The following is an 18,228-nucleotide window of genomic DNA, read 5'->3' as shown; positions in this document are numbered from 1 at the left end:
GGGGTCGGCCGGAGCGAGGGACGGGAGACCGGGGACCGGGGACGGTGGGCGACGAGGAGAAGGCGGGGAGGACGGGCGCGCGGGCCCGATCAGCGCCGACGCCATATCGTGGTGGGTGGCACGGCACCGCGGCACCCTGCGGACCACCCACGAACCGAGGATTCAGACACCCATGACCCGCGTGATCGCCGGCGCGGCCGGCGGACGCCTCCTGGCCGTCCCGCCCGGCACCGGTACCCGCCCCACCTCCGACCGCGCGCGCGAGGGCCTCTTCTCCACCTGGGAGTCCCTCCTGGGCAGCCTCCACGACACCAGGATCGCGGATCTGTACGCGGGGTCCGGCGCCGTCGGTCTGGAGGCGCTCTCCCGAGGCGCGGCCCACGCCCTGCTCGTGGAGGCCGACCCCAGGGCCGTCCGCGTCGTCCGGGACAACGTCCGTGCCCTCGGACTGCCCGGCGCCGAGGTCCGCACCGGCAGGGCCGAGCAGATCGTTTCGGGTCCCCCGCCCGTGGAGCCGTACGACGTCGTGTTCCTCGACCCGCCCTACGCCGTGACCGACGGCGACCTCTGCGAGATCCTGATCACACTCCGTGCTCAGGGCTGGCTCACGGCGGACGCACTCGTCACCGTGGAACGCAGCACCCGAGGCGGAGAATTCGGCTGGCCCGCGGGGTTCGAGCCACTGCGATCCCGTCGCTACGGCGAGGGCACGCTTTGGTACGGTCACGCCGCCTCTACGTGCGAAGACGCACGATGACCGCACCGGAGAGCGAGGGAATCACGTTGCGCCGCGCCGTCTGTCCGGGGTCGTTCGACCCCATCACCAATGGACATCTCGACATCATTGGCCGCGCCTCGAAGCTGTACGACGTCGTACACGTCGCGGTGATGATCAACAAGTCCAAGCAGGGGCTGTTCACGGTCGACGAGCGCATCGACCTGATCCGCCGGGCCACCGCGGAGTTCGACAACGTCCAGGTCGAGTCCTTCCATGGCCTCCTGGTCGACTTCTGCAGGCAGCGCGACATCCCGGCGATCGTGAAGGGTCTGCGGGCCGTCAGCGACTTCGACTACGAGCTCCAGATGGCCCAGATGAACATCGGCCTGTCCGGCGTCGAAACGCTCTTCGTGCCGACCAATCCCACCTACAGCTTCCTGTCGTCCTCCCTGGTCAAGGAGGTCGCCGCCTGGGGCGGCGACGTCTCCCACCTGCTTCCCCCGGTGGTCCAGGAGGCCCTCGCCGAACGGTTGCGGTCCCGCTGACCGGCTGACGACCCGTCACCGGGTGTCGGGTGGCTGCCGACTGGCCGTACAGTCGTCCCGTCCGTCTCCAATCGGCTGTAGAGAGTGGCGAGCACACGGTGGACGTGCAGAAGAGACTCGACGAGATCGTCGAGGTGGTGGGCAGCGCCCGGTCCATGCCCATGTCGGCTTCGTGCGTGGTCAACCGCGCCGAACTGCTCGCGATGCTCGGAGAGGTTCGCGAGGCCCTGCCCGGCTCGCTCGCCCAGGCACGGGAGCTCATCGGCGGCCAGGAACAGATGGTCGAGCAGGCCCGCCAGGAGGCGGGACGGATCGTCGAGGCCGCGCACGCCGAACGCAACTCGCTGATCTCCGGTACCGAGGTCGCCCGGCAGTCGCAGGCCGAGGCCGACCGCATCCTCGAAGAGGCCCGCCGGGAGGCCGCCGAGGTCCGCGCCGAGGCCGACGAGTACGTCGACAGCAAGCTCGCCAACTTCGAGGTCGTCCTCACCAAGACCATCGGGTCCGTCGACCGGGGCCGCGAGAAGCTCCTCGGCCGCGGCCAGGCGTACGACGCGCAGGGGTACGAGGACCCGGACTTCGCCGAGGCCCCCGAGCGCAGCACCGACCCGGACACCCTCCGGCGCCGTGCCGACGAGTACGTGGACACCAAGCTCGGCGCCTTCGAGGCGGTGCTCGCCAAGACCCTGGAAGCGGTTGGCCGGGGCAGGCAGAAGCTGCACGGCCGGGTCGCCACCGACGAGCTCGGCGCGCACATGGCGGCCCAGGACGCGGCGGGCAACCCGGTGCACGTCAGCGACGAGGACCACTGGGCGGGCCTCGCCGAGCTGGCCACCCCGGAGCCGCAGGCCGACCGGCAGCAGCCCCCGTCGCACTTCCCGGCCCAGGCCCAGCCCGCCTACGCGGAGACCTACACGTACCAGGAGCAGCCGCAGCAGGACCCCTACGGGTACCAGCAGCAGCCGGACCCGTACGCCGCCTACCAGCAGCAACCGCACCAGCAGCAGGGCTACGACCAGAGCGGGGCCCAGCTGCCGGGCCAGGGCTACGACGGCTGGCAGCAGCACCAGCCCGTACAGCCCCAGCAGGCGCAGGGCGGGAGCGCGCTCGACGAGACCAGCCTGTTCGACACCAGCATGATCGACCTGGACCGGCTCCGGCAGTACGAGCAGGAGCGCTGACCGGGCGGTGAGGCGCCCCGCCCGTCCCGCCCCGTGGGCCGGGACGGGTCTGCGGCGGGGCGGACCGGATTGGGAGCTGGGCGGTGTGTCCAGTATCCTGGCTCTTCGGTCGCGCTATGTCCGCGATCCTGGCTGCCCGTTTCGGATCCGGAACCGGTCGGCCTCCCACGATGCGTGACGCTCATGATCTCGAAAGCAGGAAAACCCCTGAACGGCCACCTCGACCACCGCAGCCCCCTCGTGTTCGACACGCACGAGCTGGGTCGTCGGCCAGGTGCGCTCCAGCGGCTGACCCGCACGGTGGACGCACCCGGTTCACCGGCTCTCGGCATCGACGGAGTCATCGGCGTGCCGGAGGGCTCGCCCGTGGAGCTCGAACTCCGCCTTGAATCGGTCATGGAAGGGGTGCTTGTCACAGGCACCGCCCGTGCGTCGGCCGAGGGGGAGTGCGTAAGGTGTCTGGAGCCGCTGCGCCAGGAGGTCGTGGCGGACTTCCAGGAGCTGTTCTCGTACCCTGACGCCGACGACCGGGGCCGTGCGATCAAGCCGGAACCGGGCGACGACGCCGAGGACGACGAGGACAGGCTCTTCGTCGAGGACGGCCTGTTCGACCTCGAACCAGTGCTGCGTGACGCGGTGGTGCTCGCACTGCCGATGCAGCCGGTGTGCCGGGAGTCCTGTGCCGGTCTGTGTTCCGAATGCGGAGTCAGGCTGGACGAGAACCCCGGTCACCACCACGATGCCGTCGACATTCGCTGGGCGGCACTGCAAGGACTCGCCGACACCGTTCAGGACGGCGAGAAGGACAACATGGGCGGCGCCGAAGCGGGCGTCGACGAGAAGCAGGAGAAGTAGCCGTGGCTGTTCCGAAGCGGAAGATGTCGCGCAGCAACACGCGCCACCGCCGGTCGCAGTGGAAGGCTGCGGTCCCCACCCTGGTTTCGTGCGAGCGTTGCCAGGAGCCGAAGCTGCAGCACATCGCGTGCCCCAGCTGCGGCACGTACAACAAGCGCCAGGTCCTCGAGGTCTGAGCGGCTGGTGAGAGGCTCGATGTCTGAGTTGTCGAACGGCAAGAAGCAGACAGACAACGTCAACTCGGCCTCGTCCCACACGCTTCTGGAAGGGCGGCTCGGGTATCACCTTGAGTCCGCCCTTCTGGTGCGTGCGCTGACCCATCGTTCGTACGCGTACGAGAACGGCGGTCTGCCCACCAACGAACGGCTCGAGTTCCTCGGGGACTCGGTGCTCGGCCTGGTGGTCACGGACACGCTGTACCGCACCCACCCCGATCTGCCCGAGGGGCAGCTGGCCAAGTTGCGGGCCGCGGTGGTCAACTCGCGTGCACTTGCGGAAGTGGGCCGCGGCCTCGAACTGGGCTCCTTCATCCGGCTCGGCCGCGGTGAAGAGGGCACGGGCGGCAGGGACAAGGCATCCATCCTCGCCGACACCCTCGAAGCGGTGATCGGCGCGGTCTATCTCGACAAGGGCCTCGACGCGGCCTCGGAGCTGGTGCACCGGCTCTTCGACCCGCTGATCGACAGGTCCTCGAACCTCGGCGCCGGCCTGGACTGGAAGACCAGCCTCCAGGAACTCACCGCGAGCGAGAACCTCGGCGTTCCCGAGTACGTCGTCACGGAGACCGGACCGGACCACGAGAAGACCTTCACCGCTGCCGCCCGCGTCGGTGGTGTCTCGTACGGCACCGGCACCGGCCGTAGCAAGAAGGAAGCGGAGCAGCAGGCGGCGGAGTCCGCGTGGCGCGCGATCAGCGCCACTGTGGAAGCACGGGAGGCGGCGGCCGGGTCCGCCGCCGGCGGAGGGGTCGCCGACACCCCTGCCGACCTGTCGTCCGCGGGCATCGCTCCCGCCTGACTCGAAAACCCCTCGGCGCCCCGCGCACCGAGGGGTTTTTCCCTGCCCGGATACCCTGGAAAAGTCCCTGAGGAGCCACAACGTGCCCGAGCTGCCCGAGGTCGAAGTCGTACGAAGGGGACTGGAACGCTGGGTCTCCGGTCGCACGGTCACGGACGTCGAGGTGCTGCACCCGCGTGCGGTCCGCCGTCACCTCGCGGGCGGCGCCGACTTCGCGGCCCGGCTCGGCGGCGCCCGTCTCGGAACGGCCATGCGCCGCGGCAAGTATCTCTGGGTGCCGCTCAACGACGCTTCCAGCTCGCTGCTGGGCCACCTCGGCATGAGCGGCCAGCTCCTCGTGCAGTCGCAGGACGCCCCCGACGAGAAGCACCTGCGCATCCGGATCCGCTTCGACGACGACCTCGGCACCGAGCTGCGCTTCGTCGATCAGCGAACCTTCGGCGGTCTCTCGGTCCACGGGAACACCCCCGACGGGCTGCCCGACACCATCGCGCACATCGCGCGCGACCCGCTGGACCCGTCCTTCGACGACGCGGCGTTCCACACGGCCCTGCGCCTGCGCCGTACGACGATCAAGCGTGCTCTGCTCGACCAGTCGCTGATCAGCGGGGTCGGCAACATCTACGCGGACGAGGCGCTGTGGCGCACCAGGCTCCACTACGACCGGCCGACCGCGACGCTGACCCGCCCGAAGTCGGCCGAGCTGCTCGGCCATGTGCGCGAGGTGATGAACGCGGCGCTCGACCAGGGCGGCACGAGCTTCGACAGCCTCTACGTCGACGTGAACGGCGAGTCCGGCTACTTCGACCGCTCGCTGGACGCGTACGGCCGGGAGGACGAGCCCTGCGGGCGCTGCGGTACGCCGATACGCCGCCGGGCGTGGATGAACCGCTCCAGCTATTTCTGCCCGCGCTGCCAGCGGCCCCCGCGCGCCGCTTCCTGAACCGTCGGGCAGGTCAGAAGCCGGGACGGCTCGGTCCGGCCGCTCGGAGCGGACGTCCGGGGGGCGCCGGACGGGTCCGACGGAGAGTCGGACGCCGGGGAGGCGGACGACGGGGAGGCGGACGACGGGGAAGCGGACGACGGGGAAGTGGTGGGTGATTGCGTCCCGGGGGCGTCCGTACGCCCGGTACCCCGACCTGCGGTCGGCTCGGAGCGGCCGGAGGAGGAGGCAGTGGATCCGCCCTGGTCCAGCAGGTCCGAGGACGCCTCGGTGTGTACCCGGTCGGAAGGCGTGCCACCGAGCGCGTCGGTGTCGTCGCCGGGCAGCAGACCCGAGGCGACCGCCACCGCTCCCACCGCGAGGGCGGCGCAGGCGCCGACCACCCCCGTGCGGACCGGGGCGCCGCGTCGCTTTCCGTGGCACGCGCTCTGGTGCCGGTCCGGGGCGCCCGCCGTGCGGTCCTGGACGACAGGAGTTGCGGCGGAGCGTCGATGACGTCCCATCTGCCGAGCCCTTCTGGAGTGTGGACGCCACCTTCGGCGTCAGCAGCGCGCCATCACCCGATGGGGTGAGGTCATGTGCGTGGGGGACTGTACGCCATGACCATTCGACCAGTGGCGCTCCGAGGACGATCGGCCGGTCGGCGGCGGACGACCGACCGGTTAGCGTTCATGCATGGACGATGACGCACGGCTCACCGCATGGGTGCGCGGTCGGGTGCAGAGAGTCGGCTTTCGCTGGTTCACCAGGGAGAACGCCCTGGAGATCGGAGGGCTCACCGGCTTCGCCCTCAACCTCGACGACGGCAGGGTGCAGGTCGTGGCCGAGGGCCGGCGTGAGAATTGCCATCGTCTGCTGGAGTGGCTGCGCTCGGACGACACGCCCGGGCACGTGGACGGGGTCACTGAGATATGGGGCACGCCACGCGGTGGATACAAAGGCTTCGAGATCCGCTGACCTTGCCCTGATTCGTCATTCTTACAGGGGAGGGTGTTCGGTCTGTGTTCGATAAGTAGCCTGCCGTGGCAGGAGGCCGCCCCCCTCCGCGTGCACATGAAATGACCTGCGGAATGACCGGATGGTTGCCAAGAATCGGTTGGCATGCCAGGCTGCGGCAGTAAGGATGATCTCCACGCCTCCCGAGGCTCCCGCCGAAGAGTCGCGCCGCATGATCGTGAAGCCGCGCGCCCCCGGTGTCGCGCGGCTCTACGGGGTGTGATCGTGTTGACCGTCAAACTTTTTGGTGAGACGCTGAAATCCCCGCGCACCTGAGCTGTTCGGCAGAGCTGTTCGGCAGCAGCACAGCAGTGGATGGAAGCACTGCCGAGCGCCGCGGGTGCGATTCCCTCACGACCCACACCGCATCGGTCGGTCACTCAGTGTGGAGGACCATCCATCATGGCAAAGGCGCTTCTCGGTTACGTCGGCGGTTCCGACCCGCGACTCCTCGCCGAGATGCGACGGCTCCAGCAGCGCGTGCAGGACCTCGAATCCGAGCTTGTACGGATTCAGCACGAGAACGACGCGCTCAACGCCGCCGCCCAGCACCAAGAGTCGCTGCTCGACAGCATGGACATCGACGTACCTCGGGCGCAGCCGGCGCTGACCTGACCGCATGGCCCCCGGGGCCCGGTCGGGACGCTCGCGCCAACCGTTCGAGATCATCACCCGGATCGTCGCCGGATCATTGAAGATCATCGCTCTTGATCTGTCACGCGCGTGACAAGTCCGTGGTCCGCCATGTGCCGCTGTACCAGCGAGATCGCATACGCACCAACGCGGCAAGATCTCACAAGGGGCGCCCCGGCGTCCCTTCTTTTTTCCGTTCCCCCGACCGGGCCTTTCCGGCGCCCCCGACCGCTTCGCTCCGGAACCCGCCGCACGCTCTCCCGGCCCGGGCCGTTCACCGGAACCCGGAGGCTGTGCGTGACGGTCCCCCGGACACACGCCTTGCCCTTACCGCCTGATGTGCCCTGCACCTTCATCGGTGAAACCGAGAGCGAAAGGTAGAGTCCGGCGGCGTGCATCTCAAGGCCCTGACCCTGCGTGGTTTCAAATCTTTCGCCTCCGCCACGACGCTGCGGTTCGAACCCGGTATCACGTGTGTCGTCGGCCCGAACGGGTCGGGCAAGTCCAATGTGGTGGACGCGCTTTCCTGGGTCATGGGGGAACAGGGAGCCAAATCCCTGCGCGGCGGGAAGATGGAGGACGTGATCTTCGCCGGCACCACCGGCCGGCCGCCGCTGGGACGCGCCGAGGTCTCGCTGACCATCGACAATTCCGACGGCGCGCTGCCCATCGAATACGCCGAGGTGACGATCACTCGGATCATGTTCCGCAACGGCGGCAGCGAGTACCAGATCAACGGTGACACCTGCCGGCTCCTGGACATCCAGGAGCTCCTGTCGGACTCCGGCATCGGCCGGGAGATGCACGTCATCGTCGGACAGGGCCGGCTGGACTCGGTGCTCCACGCCGACCCCTCCGGGCGGCGCGCGTTCATCGAGGAAGCCGCTGGCGTGCTCAAGCACCGCAAGCGGAAGGAGAAGGCGCTGCGGAAGCTGGACGCGATGGGAGCCAACCTGGCCCGCGTCCAGGACCTGACCGACGAGCTGCGCCGGCAGTTGAAGCCCCTGGGCAGGCAGGCGGCCGTGGCACGCCGGGCCGCCGTCATCCAGGCGGATCTGCGCGACGCGCGGCTGCGGCTGCTCGCCGACGACCTGGTCGCGCTGCGCGCCGCGCTGCGCAGCGAGCTCGCGGACGAGGCGGCGCTCAAGGAACGCCGGCAGGCCGCGGAGGCGGAACTCAAGTCCGCTCTGGCCCGCGAGACGCGGCTGGAGGACGAGGTGCGGCGGCTGGCACCGCGACTCCAGCGAGCCCAGCAGACCTGGTACGAGCTGTCGCAGCTGGCCGAACGGGTGCGCGGCACGATCTCACTGGCCGACGCCCGGGTGAAGAGCGCCACCGCGCCCGTGGAGGAGGAGCGGCGCGGCCGCGATCCGCAGGACATGGAGCGGGAGGCCGCCCGCATCCGTGAGCAGGAGGCGGAACTGAGGGCCGCCCTGGAGGCGGCGGAACACGCGCTGGAGGACACCGCCGCCCACCGTGCCGAGCTGGAACGCCGGCTGGCCGCCGAGGAACGCGCGCTCAAGGACGCCGCCCGGGCCATCGCCGACCGTCGCGAAGGGCTCGCCCGGCTCGGCGGACAGGTCAATGCGGCCCGTGGCCGGGCCGCTTCGGCCCAGGCCGAGATCGACCGGCTGGCCGCCGCACGCGACGAGGCCCAGGAGCGGGCGGTCGCCGCCCAGGAGGAGTACGAACAGCTCAGGGCCGAGGTCGAGGGACTGGACGCGGGCGACGCGGAGCTCGGCGAGCGGCATGAGGAGGCCAGGCGGGAACTCGCGGAGGCGGAGGCGGCGCTCTCCGTCGCTCGGGAGGCCGCCACCGCCGCCGAACGGAAGCGGGCGGCCGTCGCGGCACGTCACGAGGCCCTGGCCCTCGGGCTGCGCCGCAAGGACGGCACGGGCGCGCTGCTCGGCGCGCGGGACCAGCTGCCCGGTCTGCTCGGACCGGCCGCGGAACTCCTCGCCGTGGAACCCGGGTACGAGGTGGCGGTGGCGGCCGCCCTGGGCGCCGCGGCGGACGCGGTCGCGGTGACGGACCCGGCCACGGCGGCGGAGGCGATCCGGCTGCTGCGCAAGCAGGACGCGGGACGGGCGGCCCTGTTGCTGGGCGCGGCGGAGGGCGCCCGCGGCTCCGTCGAAGGCCCGGCGGCGAATCCGGGGGAGGAGCCCGGCGCGGGTCCGGTCCAAGGGGCCGGTTCGGGACCGGCCGGGACGCCCCCGGCCGTGGCCGATCTCGTCCGCGGTCCCGTCGAACTGGTGGACGCCGTGCGCAGGCTGGTGCGGGAGACGGTGGTGGTCGGCACGCTGGAGGACGCCGAGGAACTCGTCGCCACGCGTCCCGGGCTGACGGCCGTGACCGTCGAGGGGGACATTCTCTCGGCCCATTTCGCGCACGGCGGCTCCGCCGGGGCGCCCAGCCTCCTCGAAGTGCAGGCATCGGTCGACGAGGCCGCTGCCCAGATGGAGGAACTGGCCGTTCGGTGCGCGGAGTTGACCGAGATCCAGCGGCTCGCGGGGGAGCGGCGCGGTGCGTGCGCCCGGCAGGTCGAGGAACTGGGGGAACGGCGGCGGGCCGCCGAACGGGAGAAGTCCGGGGTGGCCCAGCAGCTGGGACGGCTCGCCGGGCAGGCCCGCGGCGCGGCGGGCGAGGCCGAGCGGACGACCGCGTCCGCCGCGCGCGCCCAGGAAGCGCTCGACCGGGCGACGGAGGAGGCCGAGGAACTGGCCGAACGGCTCCTCGTCGCCCAGGAGACACCGGTCGAGGAGGAGCCGGACACCTCCGTGCGCGACCGGCTCGCCGCCGACGGGGCCAACGCCCGCCAGACCGAGATGGAGGCCCGCCTCCAGGTGCGTACCCACGAGGAACGGGTCAAGGGGCTCGCGGGCCGCGCGGACTCCCTCGACCGGGCGGCCCGCGCCGAACGCGAGGCCCGGGCCCGCGCCGAGCGGCGCCGCGCCCGGCGGCGGCACGAGGCCCACGTGGCCTCCGCCGTCGCGTCCGGGGCGCGCCAGCTGCTGGCCCACGTCGAGGTGTCCGTCGCACGGGCCGAGCGCGAGCGGTCCGCGGCCGAGGAGGCGAAGGCGGAGCGCGAACGCGAGCTGACGACCGAGCGCGACCAGGGCCGCGCCCTCAAGGACGAGCTGGACAAGCTCACCGACTCGGTGCACCGGGGAGAGGTGCTCGGCGCCGAGAAGCGGCTGAGGATGGAGCAGCTGGAGACGAGGGCGCTGGAGGAGCTGGGCGTCGAGCCGGCCGCCCTGGTCACCGAGTACGGCCCCGACCAGCTCGTACCCCCCTCGCCGGCCGCCGTGGGCGAGGAGCTGCCGGACGACCCCGCGCACCCGCGCAACCGGCCGAGGCCGTTCGTCAGGGCCGAGCAGGAGAAGCGGCTGAAGGCGGCCGAACGGGCGTATCAGCAACTCGGGAAGGTGAATCCGCTCGCCCTGGAGGAGTTCTCGGCCCTGGAGGAGCGGCACAAGTTCCTCTCCGAGCAGCTCGAAGACCTGAAGAAGACCCGTGCCCATCTGGTCCAGGTCATCAAGGAGGTCGACGAGCGGGTCGAGCAGGTGTTCACGGAGGCGTACCGGGACACGGCCCGGGAGTTCGAGGGCGTGTTCTCGCGGTTGTTCCCGGGAGGCGAGGGACGGCTCGTCCTGACCGATCCGGACAACATGCTCACGACCGGCGTGGACGTCGAGGCCCGGCCGCCGGGCAAGAAGGTCAAGCGGCTGTCGCTGCTGTCCGGCGGGGAGCGCTCGCTCACGGCGGTGGCGCTGCTGGTCTCGATCTTCAAGGCCCGGCCGAGCCCGTTCTATGTGATGGACGAGGTCGAGGCGGCCCTCGACGACACCAATCTGCAGCGGCTCATCCGGATCATGGCGGAGCTCCAGGAGAGCTCGCAGCTCATCGTGATCACGCACCAGAAGCGGACGATGGAGGTCGCCGACGCGCTGTACGGCGTCTCGATGCAGGGGGACGGGGTCTCCAAGGTCATCAGCCAGCGGCTGCGCTGAACCCCGAGAGGCCATCGGCCTTCGACACTCCAACCCATTGCTCGCGTTCTCTTGAACGGATGAGCGCCAGTGCGGCGACAGCGCCTTCGGGAATCGAACGCGAGGGTCGCGCGGCCCGTCTCACTCCTTCAAGTGGTGGCAGCCGGAAAGTTGTGCCCCACTGGGGGTGCCCCCTGCGGAGGAGCACACTCCCCGCACGGCTCGTTGCCGCACCTGACGACGCGTCCAGGCATCAGGAGTTCATGTGACCGACACCGCGCAGGGACCGGCGTCCGGAGCGCGCGCCGCCCACCCGGAGCACCTCGGCCATGTCGTCTTCATCACGGCCGCCGCAGCCATGGGCGGCTTCCTCTTCGGCTACGACAGTTCGGTCATCAACGGCGCCGTGGAGGCGATCCGCAGCCGGTACGACATCGGCTCGGCGACACTCGCCCAGGTCATCGCCATCGCCCTGATCGGCTGCGCGATCGGCGCGGCCACCGCGGGACGCATGGCCGACCGCATCGGCCGCATCCGCTGCATGCAGATCGCCGCCGCGCTCTTCACCGTCAGCGCCGTCGGTTCCGCGCTCCCGTTCGCGCTCTGGGACCTGGCCATGTGGCGCGTCATCGGAGGCTTTGCCATCGGCATGGCGTCCGTGATCGGCCCCGCGTACATCGCCGAGGTCTCGCCGTCCGCCTACCGGGGCCGCCTCGGTTCCTTCCAGCAGGCGGCGATCGTCGTGGGCATCGCCATCTCGCAGCTGGTCAACTACGGCATCCTGCAATTCGCCGGAGGGGACCAGCGCGGCCGGATCGGCGGTCTGGAGGCGTGGCAGTGGATGCTCGGTGTGATGGTCGTTCCCGCTGCCCTGTACGGGCTGCTGTCGCTGGCGATCCCGGAATCGCCCCGGTTCCTGATCTCGATCGGCCGGAAGGACCGGGCCAGGAAGATCCTGGAGGAGGTCGAGGGCAAGGGCGTCGACCTCGACGCGCGGGTGGCCGAGATCGAGACAGCCATGCGCCGGGAGCACAAGTCCACGTTCAAGGACCTGCTCGGCGGCCGCCTCGGCTTCCTGCCGATCGTCTGGATCGGCATCGGCCTCTCGGCCTTCCAGCAACTCGTCGGCGTCAACGTGGCGTTCTACTACTCGGCGACGCTGTGGCAGTCCGTCGGCATCGACCCGACCGACTCGTTCCTCTACTCGTTCACCACGTCGATCATCAACATCATCGGTACCGTCATCGCGATGACGCTGGTGGACCGGGTGGGGCGCAAGCCGCTCGCGCTGGTCGGTTCCACCGGCATGGCCATCGCCCTCGCCTTCGAGGCATGGGCCTTCTCCGCCCCGCTCGTCGGCGGAAAACTCCCGCACTCCGAGGGCGTCGTGGCGCTCGTCGCGGCCCATGTGTTCGTGCTCTTCTTCGCCCTGTCGTGGGGCGTGGTCGTCTGGGTCCTCCTCGGCGAGATCTTCCCGAACAGGATCCGCGCGGCGGCGCTCGGGATCGCCGCCTCCGCGCAGTGGATGGCCAACTGGCTGATCACCGCGAGCTTCCCGAGCCTGTCCGACTGGAACCTCTCGGGCACGTACATCATCTACGCGTGCTTCGCCACGCTCTCCATCCCGTTCGTGCTCCGGTTCGTGCGGGAGACCAAGGGCAAGGCGCTGGAGGAGATGGGCTGACCCGTCCATGCCCGTCCCTCCGTGCGCCCCGCCCCGGGCGCACGGAGCCGCGGGCCGTATCAGCGCGACGCGACCGCCTCGCAGAACAGCCGCAGGCTGCGCCACCCCTCCTCGACCGGCATCCCGCCGCACAGCGGATGCAGCACCAGACTGTCGAGCTTTCCGGCCAGCCCGGCGCACTCCTGCGGGGTGACCACCCGGTAGACGCCCTCGTCCCGCAGCGCGCCCACCGTGCCCGCCGCCGAACGCACGGCGGAACGGATGTCCGCGGACTGCCAGGAGGCGTACGTGCGCGCCTCGTGCAGGAAGTGTGCGCCGTGGTCCGCCCACGTACGGTCCGGGTCCTCGGACACGTGCAGCAGAGGAGTCTCGGCCGACGGCATCATGCAAAAGCCGTCCGTCCCGAACTCCGCCCGCCGCTCGTGGTAGTACGCCTCCAGCTCCGGCAGATGCGCGCTCGGGAAGAACGGCAGCCCGAACCGCGCCGCACGCCGCGCCGCCGCCCGCGAACTGCCGCCCACCAGCAATGGGGGGTGCGGCCGGGTGTACGGGCGCGGCGTGACCCGGACCGTACGGCCGCGGTACGCGAACGGCTCCCCGGTCCACGCCCGCACCAGGGTCTCCAGGAGTTCGTCCTGGAGCCTGCCGCGCCGCGTCCACTCGACGCCCGCCCGTTCGTACTCCTGCGGTCGGTAACCGATCCCCGCCACCGTGATCAGCCGGCCCGCGCTCAGCAGGTCCAGGACCGCGATGTCCTCGGCCAGCCGCAGCGGGTCGTGCAACGGGCCGATGATCGCCGAGACGGTGACGGCGATACGGCGGGTGGCGCCGAGGACCGACCCGGCGAAGACGAAGGGGGAGGGCAGCCAGGAGTTCTCGACGCCGTGGTGCTCCTCGGTCTGCACGGTGTCGACGCCGTGCTCGTCGGCGTACGCGGCCATCTCCAGCGCGGCCCGGTAGCGGGCCGAGAGCGACTCGGGAGTGGCGGCGGGATCGACGAGATTGAACCGGACCACTGTGAAGGCCATGACGCGTGTCCTCTTCTCGGTCGGGCGCGGCGAGGCCGGACACTAGCTGACGTCTCGTCAGAAGTGGAGGGGCATGGCGCCTCGCGGTCCGCCCGCGTGCCCGGTGGCGGGCCGTGGCCGGACCGCGAGTGCCGCTGGTGGGCGACAGTGCGATCGGGTTCCCGCCGACCCGGGTGGGGAACAGGGCCGGGACCCGGCCGCTGCGTTCGCCGCCGGGGACGGGGGTCCGGGCCGCGGGTCTCCATGGGCGGGCTCGCGTCCTTGCCGTCCGACCATGACGCCGCATATGCCATGAAAAAGCGCATAACGGCCGAGTGGGGTGCGGGTGATTCTTCGGGGCCGCCAGCGCGGCCGGATCCTCGGGGCGGCCCGCACGTCCGGGTGTGGCCGATACTGGGTGGGTTATGGAATTCGTCATCCTTGCTGTAGTCATCGCCCTGGTCGCGGTCGGCGTGATCAGCGGGCTCGTGGTCAGCGGCCGCAAGAAGAAGCAGCTGCCCCCGGCGCCGCCGAGCACGCCGACCATCACTCCTCCCGCCGAGCCCCAAGTCGGCGAGGAAGCCGAGACGCCGCGCGAGGAACCGCGCCGCACCATCGAGGAGGTCGCTCCCCCCACGGCCGAGGCGCCCGTCGCGGAGGCCCCCGAGCTCGTCGAGCCGGAGGCGCCCGTCGCCCCGGCCCTCGAAGTGCCCGAGCCCACCGCCGGCCGGCTGGTACGGCTGCGCGCCCGGCTCGCCCGTTCGCAGAACTCCCTCGGCAAGGGGCTGCTCACGCTCCTGTCCCGGGACAACCTGGACGAGGAGACCTGGGAAGAGGTCGAGGACACCCTTCTCACCGCCGATGTCGGTGTCGCGCCCACCCAGGAACTGGTGGAGCGGCTCCGCGAACGCGTCCGCGTCCTCGGCACCCGTACCCCCGAAGGGCTGCGCGCCCTGCTGCGCGAGGAACTCCTCACGCTGATCGGCACCGACGTCGAGCGTGCGGTCAGGACCGAGAGCGGCCTGGAGACCCCCGGTGTGGTGATGGTCGTCGGCGTCAACGGCACCGGCAAGACCACCACCACCGGCAAGCTGGCCCGGGTGCTCGTCGCCGACGGCCGCAGCGTCGTGCTCGGCGCGGCCGACACCTTCCGTGCCGCCGCCGCCGACCAGCTCCAGACCTGGGGCGAGCGCGTCGGCGCCCGTACCGTCCGCGGACCCGAGGGCGGCGACCCGGCGTCGATCGCCTTCGACGCGGTGAAGGAGGGCATCGCCGAGGGCGCCGATGTCGTCCTCATCGACACCGCCGGGCGGCTGCACACCAAGACCGGCCTCATGGACGAGCTCGGCAAGGTCAAGCGGGTCGTCGAGAAGCACGGGCCGCTCGACGAGATCCTGCTCGTCCTCGACGCGACGACCGGGCAGAACGGTCTGGTCCAGGCCCGGGTGTTCGCCGAGGTCGTCGACATCACCGGCATCGTGCTGACGAAGCTGGACGGTACGGCGAAGGGCGGCATCGTGGTCGCCGTGCAGCGCGAACTGGGCGTACCGGTGAAACTGGTCGGCCTCGGCGAGGGGCCGGACGACCTGGCACCGTTCGAGCCGGAGGCGTTCGTGGACGCCCTGATCGGAGACTGACGTCCGCACCACCCATTTCACGGAAGAGCCCCGACTCCCACGGAAGAGCCCGACCGCCGGTGCATCAGGCGGTCGGGCTCTTCCGTGCGCGGTTCTTGTGCGCCGGGTCCTCCCGTGCGGGGCCTGCCGCACGGGGGCGCCTGTGCGGGGCTCTTCCCGCTCTTCCCGCCGGGGGTCCGTCGGGCCGGGGCGTCTTCGGGACGACCCGGCCCGACGCCGGGGTGCGCGTCGGAGTCAGCCGCGCAGCGGCGCGCGATGGCAGCTGTACGCCAGCGTGCCCAGCAGCAGCCGGGCCGGGGGCGGCGCCGCCGCCGTGTCCAGCACCGGCGGGCGCAGCCAACGGACGGGGCCGAGGCCGCCCTCGTCGGACGGCGGGGCGGTGATGTGGTGGCCGGGGCCCAGGGCCCGGAGGTCCAGACCCGCGTCGTCCCAGCCCATCCGGTAGAGCAGGCGCGGAAGCTCGGCGGCGGCGCCCGGGGCCACGAAGAACTGCGCCCGCCCCGACGGCGTCAGTACGACCGGGCCCAGCGGCAGCCCCATCCGCTCCATGCGTGCCAGCGCCCGGCGCCCGGCGGCCTCGGCGACGTCCAGCACGTCGAAACCGCGCCCCACCGGCAGCAGCAGCGAGGCGCCCGGCACCCGGGCCCATGACTCCACCGCCGCGTCGAGCGCGGCGCCCGGCGGGATCTCGGGCGCGAAGTCCAGGGGATGGGCGCCGGGGGAGGGGCACCGGTCCTTGCCGCACGAGCAGCGGTCGTCCACGGCGCGCGCTCCGGGCACGACGGTCCAGCCCCACAGTCCTGTGTATTCGGCCGCCGCCGTGCTCTCGGCCGTACGGCCGCGGCGTCGTGAGCCGGTGCGCATCTCACGGATGCCGCCGATCGTGAAGCCCATGCCCCCTCCAACGGGTCCGACTCATCGGTGGTTACGACGAGGAATGCACGTATGACGCTCCGTCGTCGTCGCGATCCGTGATGCTCCGGTGCACACGCGGTGGTGCGCCGTAAGCCGTGCGCCCCTTTTGTGCATCGCTGCAACCACAATTGATCGACCGTGTGTCAAGTGAATCGCGCCCTGTGGCGTTCGCGTTCATCCGAAGGGGTGGCGAATGGTGGCGTTTCCCTAGGCGCCCTCGCGGAGGTGGTGATCGTAGGATTACCGTCGGTACACGAACCGTGGAAGTATGTGCGCGCACGGGTATGCCGGAGGCAACCCGATTTCCTGTTCGATCGCGTGCAATCTCCGTATGGGCGTCATCGGATCAGGGCATTCTGGCAGCGGTTCGCGCGACGGTGTTCGTCGGGATCGCGATGGTTTCAGCGGGATGGGGGCGTTCCAGTGAGTGGCAGCGGCGCAGGCGATACGAATGCCGGTAAGCGCCCCAACGAGCAATTGAGCTCGTGGTTCGTGCGCAGCGGCTGGTCGAAGGGCGAGCTGGCGCGGCAGGTCAATCGGCGGGCGCGGCAAATGGGCGCGCATCACATCAGCACCGACACCTCCCGGGTGCGGCGCTGGCTCGACGGCGAGCAGCCGCGCGAGCCGATTCCGCGCATTCTGTCCGAGCTGTTCTCGGAACGGTTCGGCTCGGTCGTCGCGGTCGAGGATCTCGGACTGCGCTCCGCGCGCCAGTCGCCTTCCGTGTCCGGGGTCGACCTGCCGTGGGCGGGGCCGCAGACCGTCGCCCTGCTCAGCGAGTTCTCCCGCAGCGATCTGATGCTCGCGCGGCGCGGATTCCTCGGTTCCTCGCTCGCCCTCGCCGCCGGACCCGCCCTGGTCGAACCCATGCAGCGCTGGCTGGTGCCCGTGGCCGCCACCGGACCGGCGGAGCCCGAGCCGGCCACGACGGCCCGTCGCCCCTCCAAGCTCTCGGGGCCCGAGCTCGACCTGCTGGAGTCGACCACGGTGATGTTCCGCCAGTGGGACGCGCAGTGCGGCGGCGGCCTGCGTCGCAAGGCCGTCGTCGGTCAGCTCCACGAGGTCACCGACCTCCTGCAGGAGCCGCAGCCGGCGGCCACTGCCAAGCGCCTCTTCCGCTGTGCGGCCGAGCTGGCCGAGCTGGCGGGCTGGATGAGCTACGACGTCGGCCTCCAGCCCACGGCCCAGAAATACTTCGTTCTGGCGCTTCACGCGTCGAAAGAGGCCGGCGACAAACCGCTCGGTTCGTATGTTCTGTCCAGTATGAGCCGGCAGATGATCCACCTCGGGCGGCCCGACGACGCCCTCGAACTCATCCACCTCGCGCAGTACGGCAGCCGGGACTGCGCCACCCCGCGCACCCAGGCCATGCTGTACGCGATGGAGGCCCGCGCGTACGCCAACATGGGTCAGGCCGCCAAGTGCAAGCGGGCCGTCCGGATGGCCGAGGACACCTTCCTCGACGTCGGGATCGACGACGAGCCCGAACCCGACTGGATCCGCTTCTTCTCGGAGGCCGAGCTCAACGGCGAGAACTCCCACTCGTTCCGCGACCTCGCCTACGTCGCGGGCCGCAGGCCCACGTACGCCGGGCTCGCCGAACCGCGCATGCGCAAGGCGGTCCAGCTGTTCAGCGAGGACGGCGAGCATCAACGGTCGTACGCGCTCAACCTGATCGGCCTCGCCACCGTCCACCTGCTCAAACGCGAGCCCGAGGAGTCCACGGTGCTCGCGGAGAAGGCGTTGCGGATCGCCAGGAAGATCCGTTCCGAACGCGTCAACACCCGGCTCCGCAAGACCGTCGACACCGCGGCCAGGGACTTCGGGGACATCCCCGACGTCGCCAGGCTCACCGACCTCCTCACCGAGCAGCTGCCCGAAACCGCCGAGGCGGTTTGACGGGCGGTACCAGGACGCCGGCCACGACGGCCGCCCCGCACACATCGACTTCGGCTCCCCCAAACGCCAGGTCGCGGGGCGGCCGGCGTGGCCGGTTGGCGTTGCCGTCCCGGCGCGGAGAGCCGGCGCGCAACGCCTACGGGCGACCGGTGCGCGAGCCCGGAGCGCAGGACGCGCAAGAGGTGCCGCCGGAACGCGGGCGGGGCCGC

16 protein-coding genes are annotated in these 18,228 nt (G+C 71.1%); 14 read left to right on the top strand and 2 right to left on the bottom strand.

Features of this window, described 5'->3' with window-relative positions; all coding sequences use genetic code 11:
- Positions 1-172: 172 nt before the first annotated feature.
- From rsmD to ACGF2V_RS16190, 12 genes are all read left to right on the top strand, one after another.
- Positions 173-757, top strand: coding sequence for a 16S rRNA (guanine(966)-N(2))-methyltransferase RsmD (rsmD, locus tag ACGF2V_RS16245; protein WP_362618799.1), 585 nt, complete (start codon positions 173-175; stop codon positions 755-757).
- Positions 758-783: 26 nt separating this feature from the next.
- Positions 784-1,263, top strand: coding sequence for a pantetheine-phosphate adenylyltransferase (gene coaD / locus ACGF2V_RS16240; protein ID WP_362618960.1), 480 nt, complete (start codon positions 784-786; stop codon positions 1,261-1,263).
- A 98-nt stretch (positions 1,264-1,361) separates the two neighbouring features.
- Positions 1,362-2,444, top strand: a complete 1,083-nt coding sequence (locus ACGF2V_RS16235) for a cell division initiation protein (protein ID WP_362618795.1) — start codon at positions 1,362-1,364, stop codon at positions 2,442-2,444.
- 183 nt (positions 2,445-2,627) lie between these two features.
- A complete protein-coding gene (locus ACGF2V_RS16230; RefSeq protein WP_362618792.1) occupies positions 2,628-3,299 on the top strand; it encodes a DUF177 domain-containing protein in 672 nt (223 codons plus the stop codon).
- 2 nt (positions 3,300-3,301) lie between these two features.
- Positions 3,302-3,475: a 50S ribosomal protein L32 gene (gene rpmF / locus ACGF2V_RS16225; RefSeq protein WP_003965982.1), complete on the top strand. Its 174-nt coding sequence runs from the start codon at positions 3,302-3,304 to the stop codon at positions 3,473-3,475.
- 19 nt (positions 3,476-3,494) lie between these two features.
- Positions 3,495-4,316 (top strand): ribonuclease III, encoded by an 822-nt coding sequence (rnc, locus tag ACGF2V_RS16220; RefSeq protein ID WP_362707947.1) that lies wholly within the window; start codon positions 3,495-3,497, stop codon positions 4,314-4,316.
- 82 nt (positions 4,317-4,398) lie between these two features.
- On the top strand, positions 4,399-5,259 hold the full coding sequence (mutM, locus tag ACGF2V_RS16215) for a bifunctional DNA-formamidopyrimidine glycosylase/DNA-(apurinic or apyrimidinic site) lyase (protein WP_362618786.1): 861 nt from the start codon (positions 4,399-4,401) through the stop codon (positions 5,257-5,259).
- Between the two features lie 675 nt (positions 5,260-5,934).
- A complete protein-coding gene (locus tag ACGF2V_RS16210) occupies positions 5,935-6,216 on the top strand; it encodes an acylphosphatase (protein WP_362618783.1) in 282 nt (93 codons plus the stop codon).
- Positions 6,217-6,337: 121 nt separating this feature from the next.
- Positions 6,338-6,478 carry a hypothetical protein gene (locus ACGF2V_RS16205; RefSeq protein WP_362618780.1) on the top strand — a complete coding sequence of 47 codons (141 nt, stop codon included), beginning with the start codon at positions 6,338-6,340 and terminating at the stop codon, positions 6,476-6,478.
- 179 nt (positions 6,479-6,657) lie between these two features.
- Positions 6,658-6,870, top strand: a complete 213-nt coding sequence (locus ACGF2V_RS16200; protein ID WP_362019063.1) for a hypothetical protein — start codon at positions 6,658-6,660, stop codon at positions 6,868-6,870.
- A gap of 410 nt (positions 6,871-7,280) precedes the next feature.
- On the top strand, positions 7,281-10,898 hold the full coding sequence (gene smc, locus ACGF2V_RS16195; RefSeq protein WP_362707950.1) for a chromosome segregation protein SMC: 3,618 nt from the start codon (positions 7,281-7,283) through the stop codon (positions 10,896-10,898).
- A 244-nt stretch (positions 10,899-11,142) separates the two neighbouring features.
- Complete coding sequence (locus ACGF2V_RS16190; protein WP_362618773.1) at positions 11,143-12,561, top strand: sugar porter family MFS transporter; 1,419 nt, start codon at positions 11,143-11,145, stop codon at positions 12,559-12,561.
- Positions 12,562-12,620: 59 nt separating this feature from the next.
- Here ACGF2V_RS16190 and ACGF2V_RS16185 read toward each other — a convergent pair whose 3' ends face one another.
- Positions 12,621-13,589, bottom strand: a complete 969-nt coding sequence (locus tag ACGF2V_RS16185; RefSeq protein WP_362618770.1) for an LLM class flavin-dependent oxidoreductase — start codon at positions 13,587-13,589, stop codon at positions 12,621-12,623.
- A 404-nt stretch (positions 13,590-13,993) separates the two neighbouring features.
- Here ACGF2V_RS16185 and ftsY point away from each other — a divergent pair, with 404 nt between their 5' ends.
- Positions 13,994-15,205 (top strand): signal recognition particle-docking protein FtsY, encoded by a 1,212-nt coding sequence (gene ftsY, locus ACGF2V_RS16180; protein ID WP_362618767.1) that lies wholly within the window; start codon positions 13,994-13,996, stop codon positions 15,203-15,205.
- Between the two features lie 234 nt (positions 15,206-15,439).
- Here the strand turns inward: ftsY and ACGF2V_RS16175 are convergent, their stop codons facing one another.
- On the bottom strand, positions 15,440-16,099 hold the full coding sequence (locus ACGF2V_RS16175; RefSeq protein ID WP_362618765.1) for a bifunctional DNA primase/polymerase: 660 nt from the start codon (positions 16,097-16,099) through the stop codon (positions 15,440-15,442).
- Positions 16,100-16,543: 444 nt separating this feature from the next.
- Between ACGF2V_RS16175 and ACGF2V_RS16170 the strand changes: the two genes are divergently transcribed.
- Positions 16,544-18,019, top strand: coding sequence for a hypothetical protein (locus tag ACGF2V_RS16170; RefSeq protein WP_362618764.1), 1,476 nt, complete (start codon positions 16,544-16,546; stop codon positions 18,017-18,019).
- Positions 18,020-18,228: the final 209 nt, after the last annotated feature.

Source organism: Streptomyces sp. NPDC047982 (assembly GCF_043204165.1).
Lineage (GTDB): Bacteria > Actinomycetota > Actinomycetes > Streptomycetales > Streptomycetaceae > Streptomyces.
This window is presented reverse-complemented; position numbering and strand designations above follow the sequence as displayed.

Bases quoted from the DNA above. Each gene is read 5' to 3' on its own strand.
- rsmD (WP_362618799.1), top strand. From the start codon at position 173: ATGACCCGCGTGATCGCCGGCGCGGCCGGCGGACGCCTCCTGGCCGTC.
- ACGF2V_RS16230 (WP_362618792.1), top strand. From the start codon at position 2,628: ATGATCTCGAAAGCAGGAAAACCCCTGAACGGCCACCTCGACCACCGC.
- rnc (WP_362707947.1), top strand. From the start codon at position 3,495: ATGTCTGAGTTGTCGAACGGCAAGAAGCAGACAGACAACGTCAACTCG.
- ACGF2V_RS16210 (WP_362618783.1), top strand. From the start codon at position 5,935: ATGGACGATGACGCACGGCTCACCGCATGGGTGCGCGGTCGGGTGCAG.
- ACGF2V_RS16205 (WP_362618780.1), top strand. From the start codon at position 6,338: ATGGTTGCCAAGAATCGGTTGGCATGCCAGGCTGCGGCAGTAAGGATG.
- ACGF2V_RS16200 (WP_362019063.1), top strand. From the start codon at position 6,658: ATGGCAAAGGCGCTTCTCGGTTACGTCGGCGGTTCCGACCCGCGACTC.
- ACGF2V_RS16185 (WP_362618770.1), bottom strand. From the start codon at position 13,589: ATGGCCTTCACAGTGGTCCGGTTCAATCTCGTCGATCCCGCCGCCACT.
- ftsY (WP_362618767.1), top strand. From the start codon at position 13,994: ATGGAATTCGTCATCCTTGCTGTAGTCATCGCCCTGGTCGCGGTCGGC.
- ACGF2V_RS16175 (WP_362618765.1), bottom strand. From the start codon at position 16,099: ATGGGCTTCACGATCGGCGGCATCCGTGAGATGCGCACCGGCTCACGA.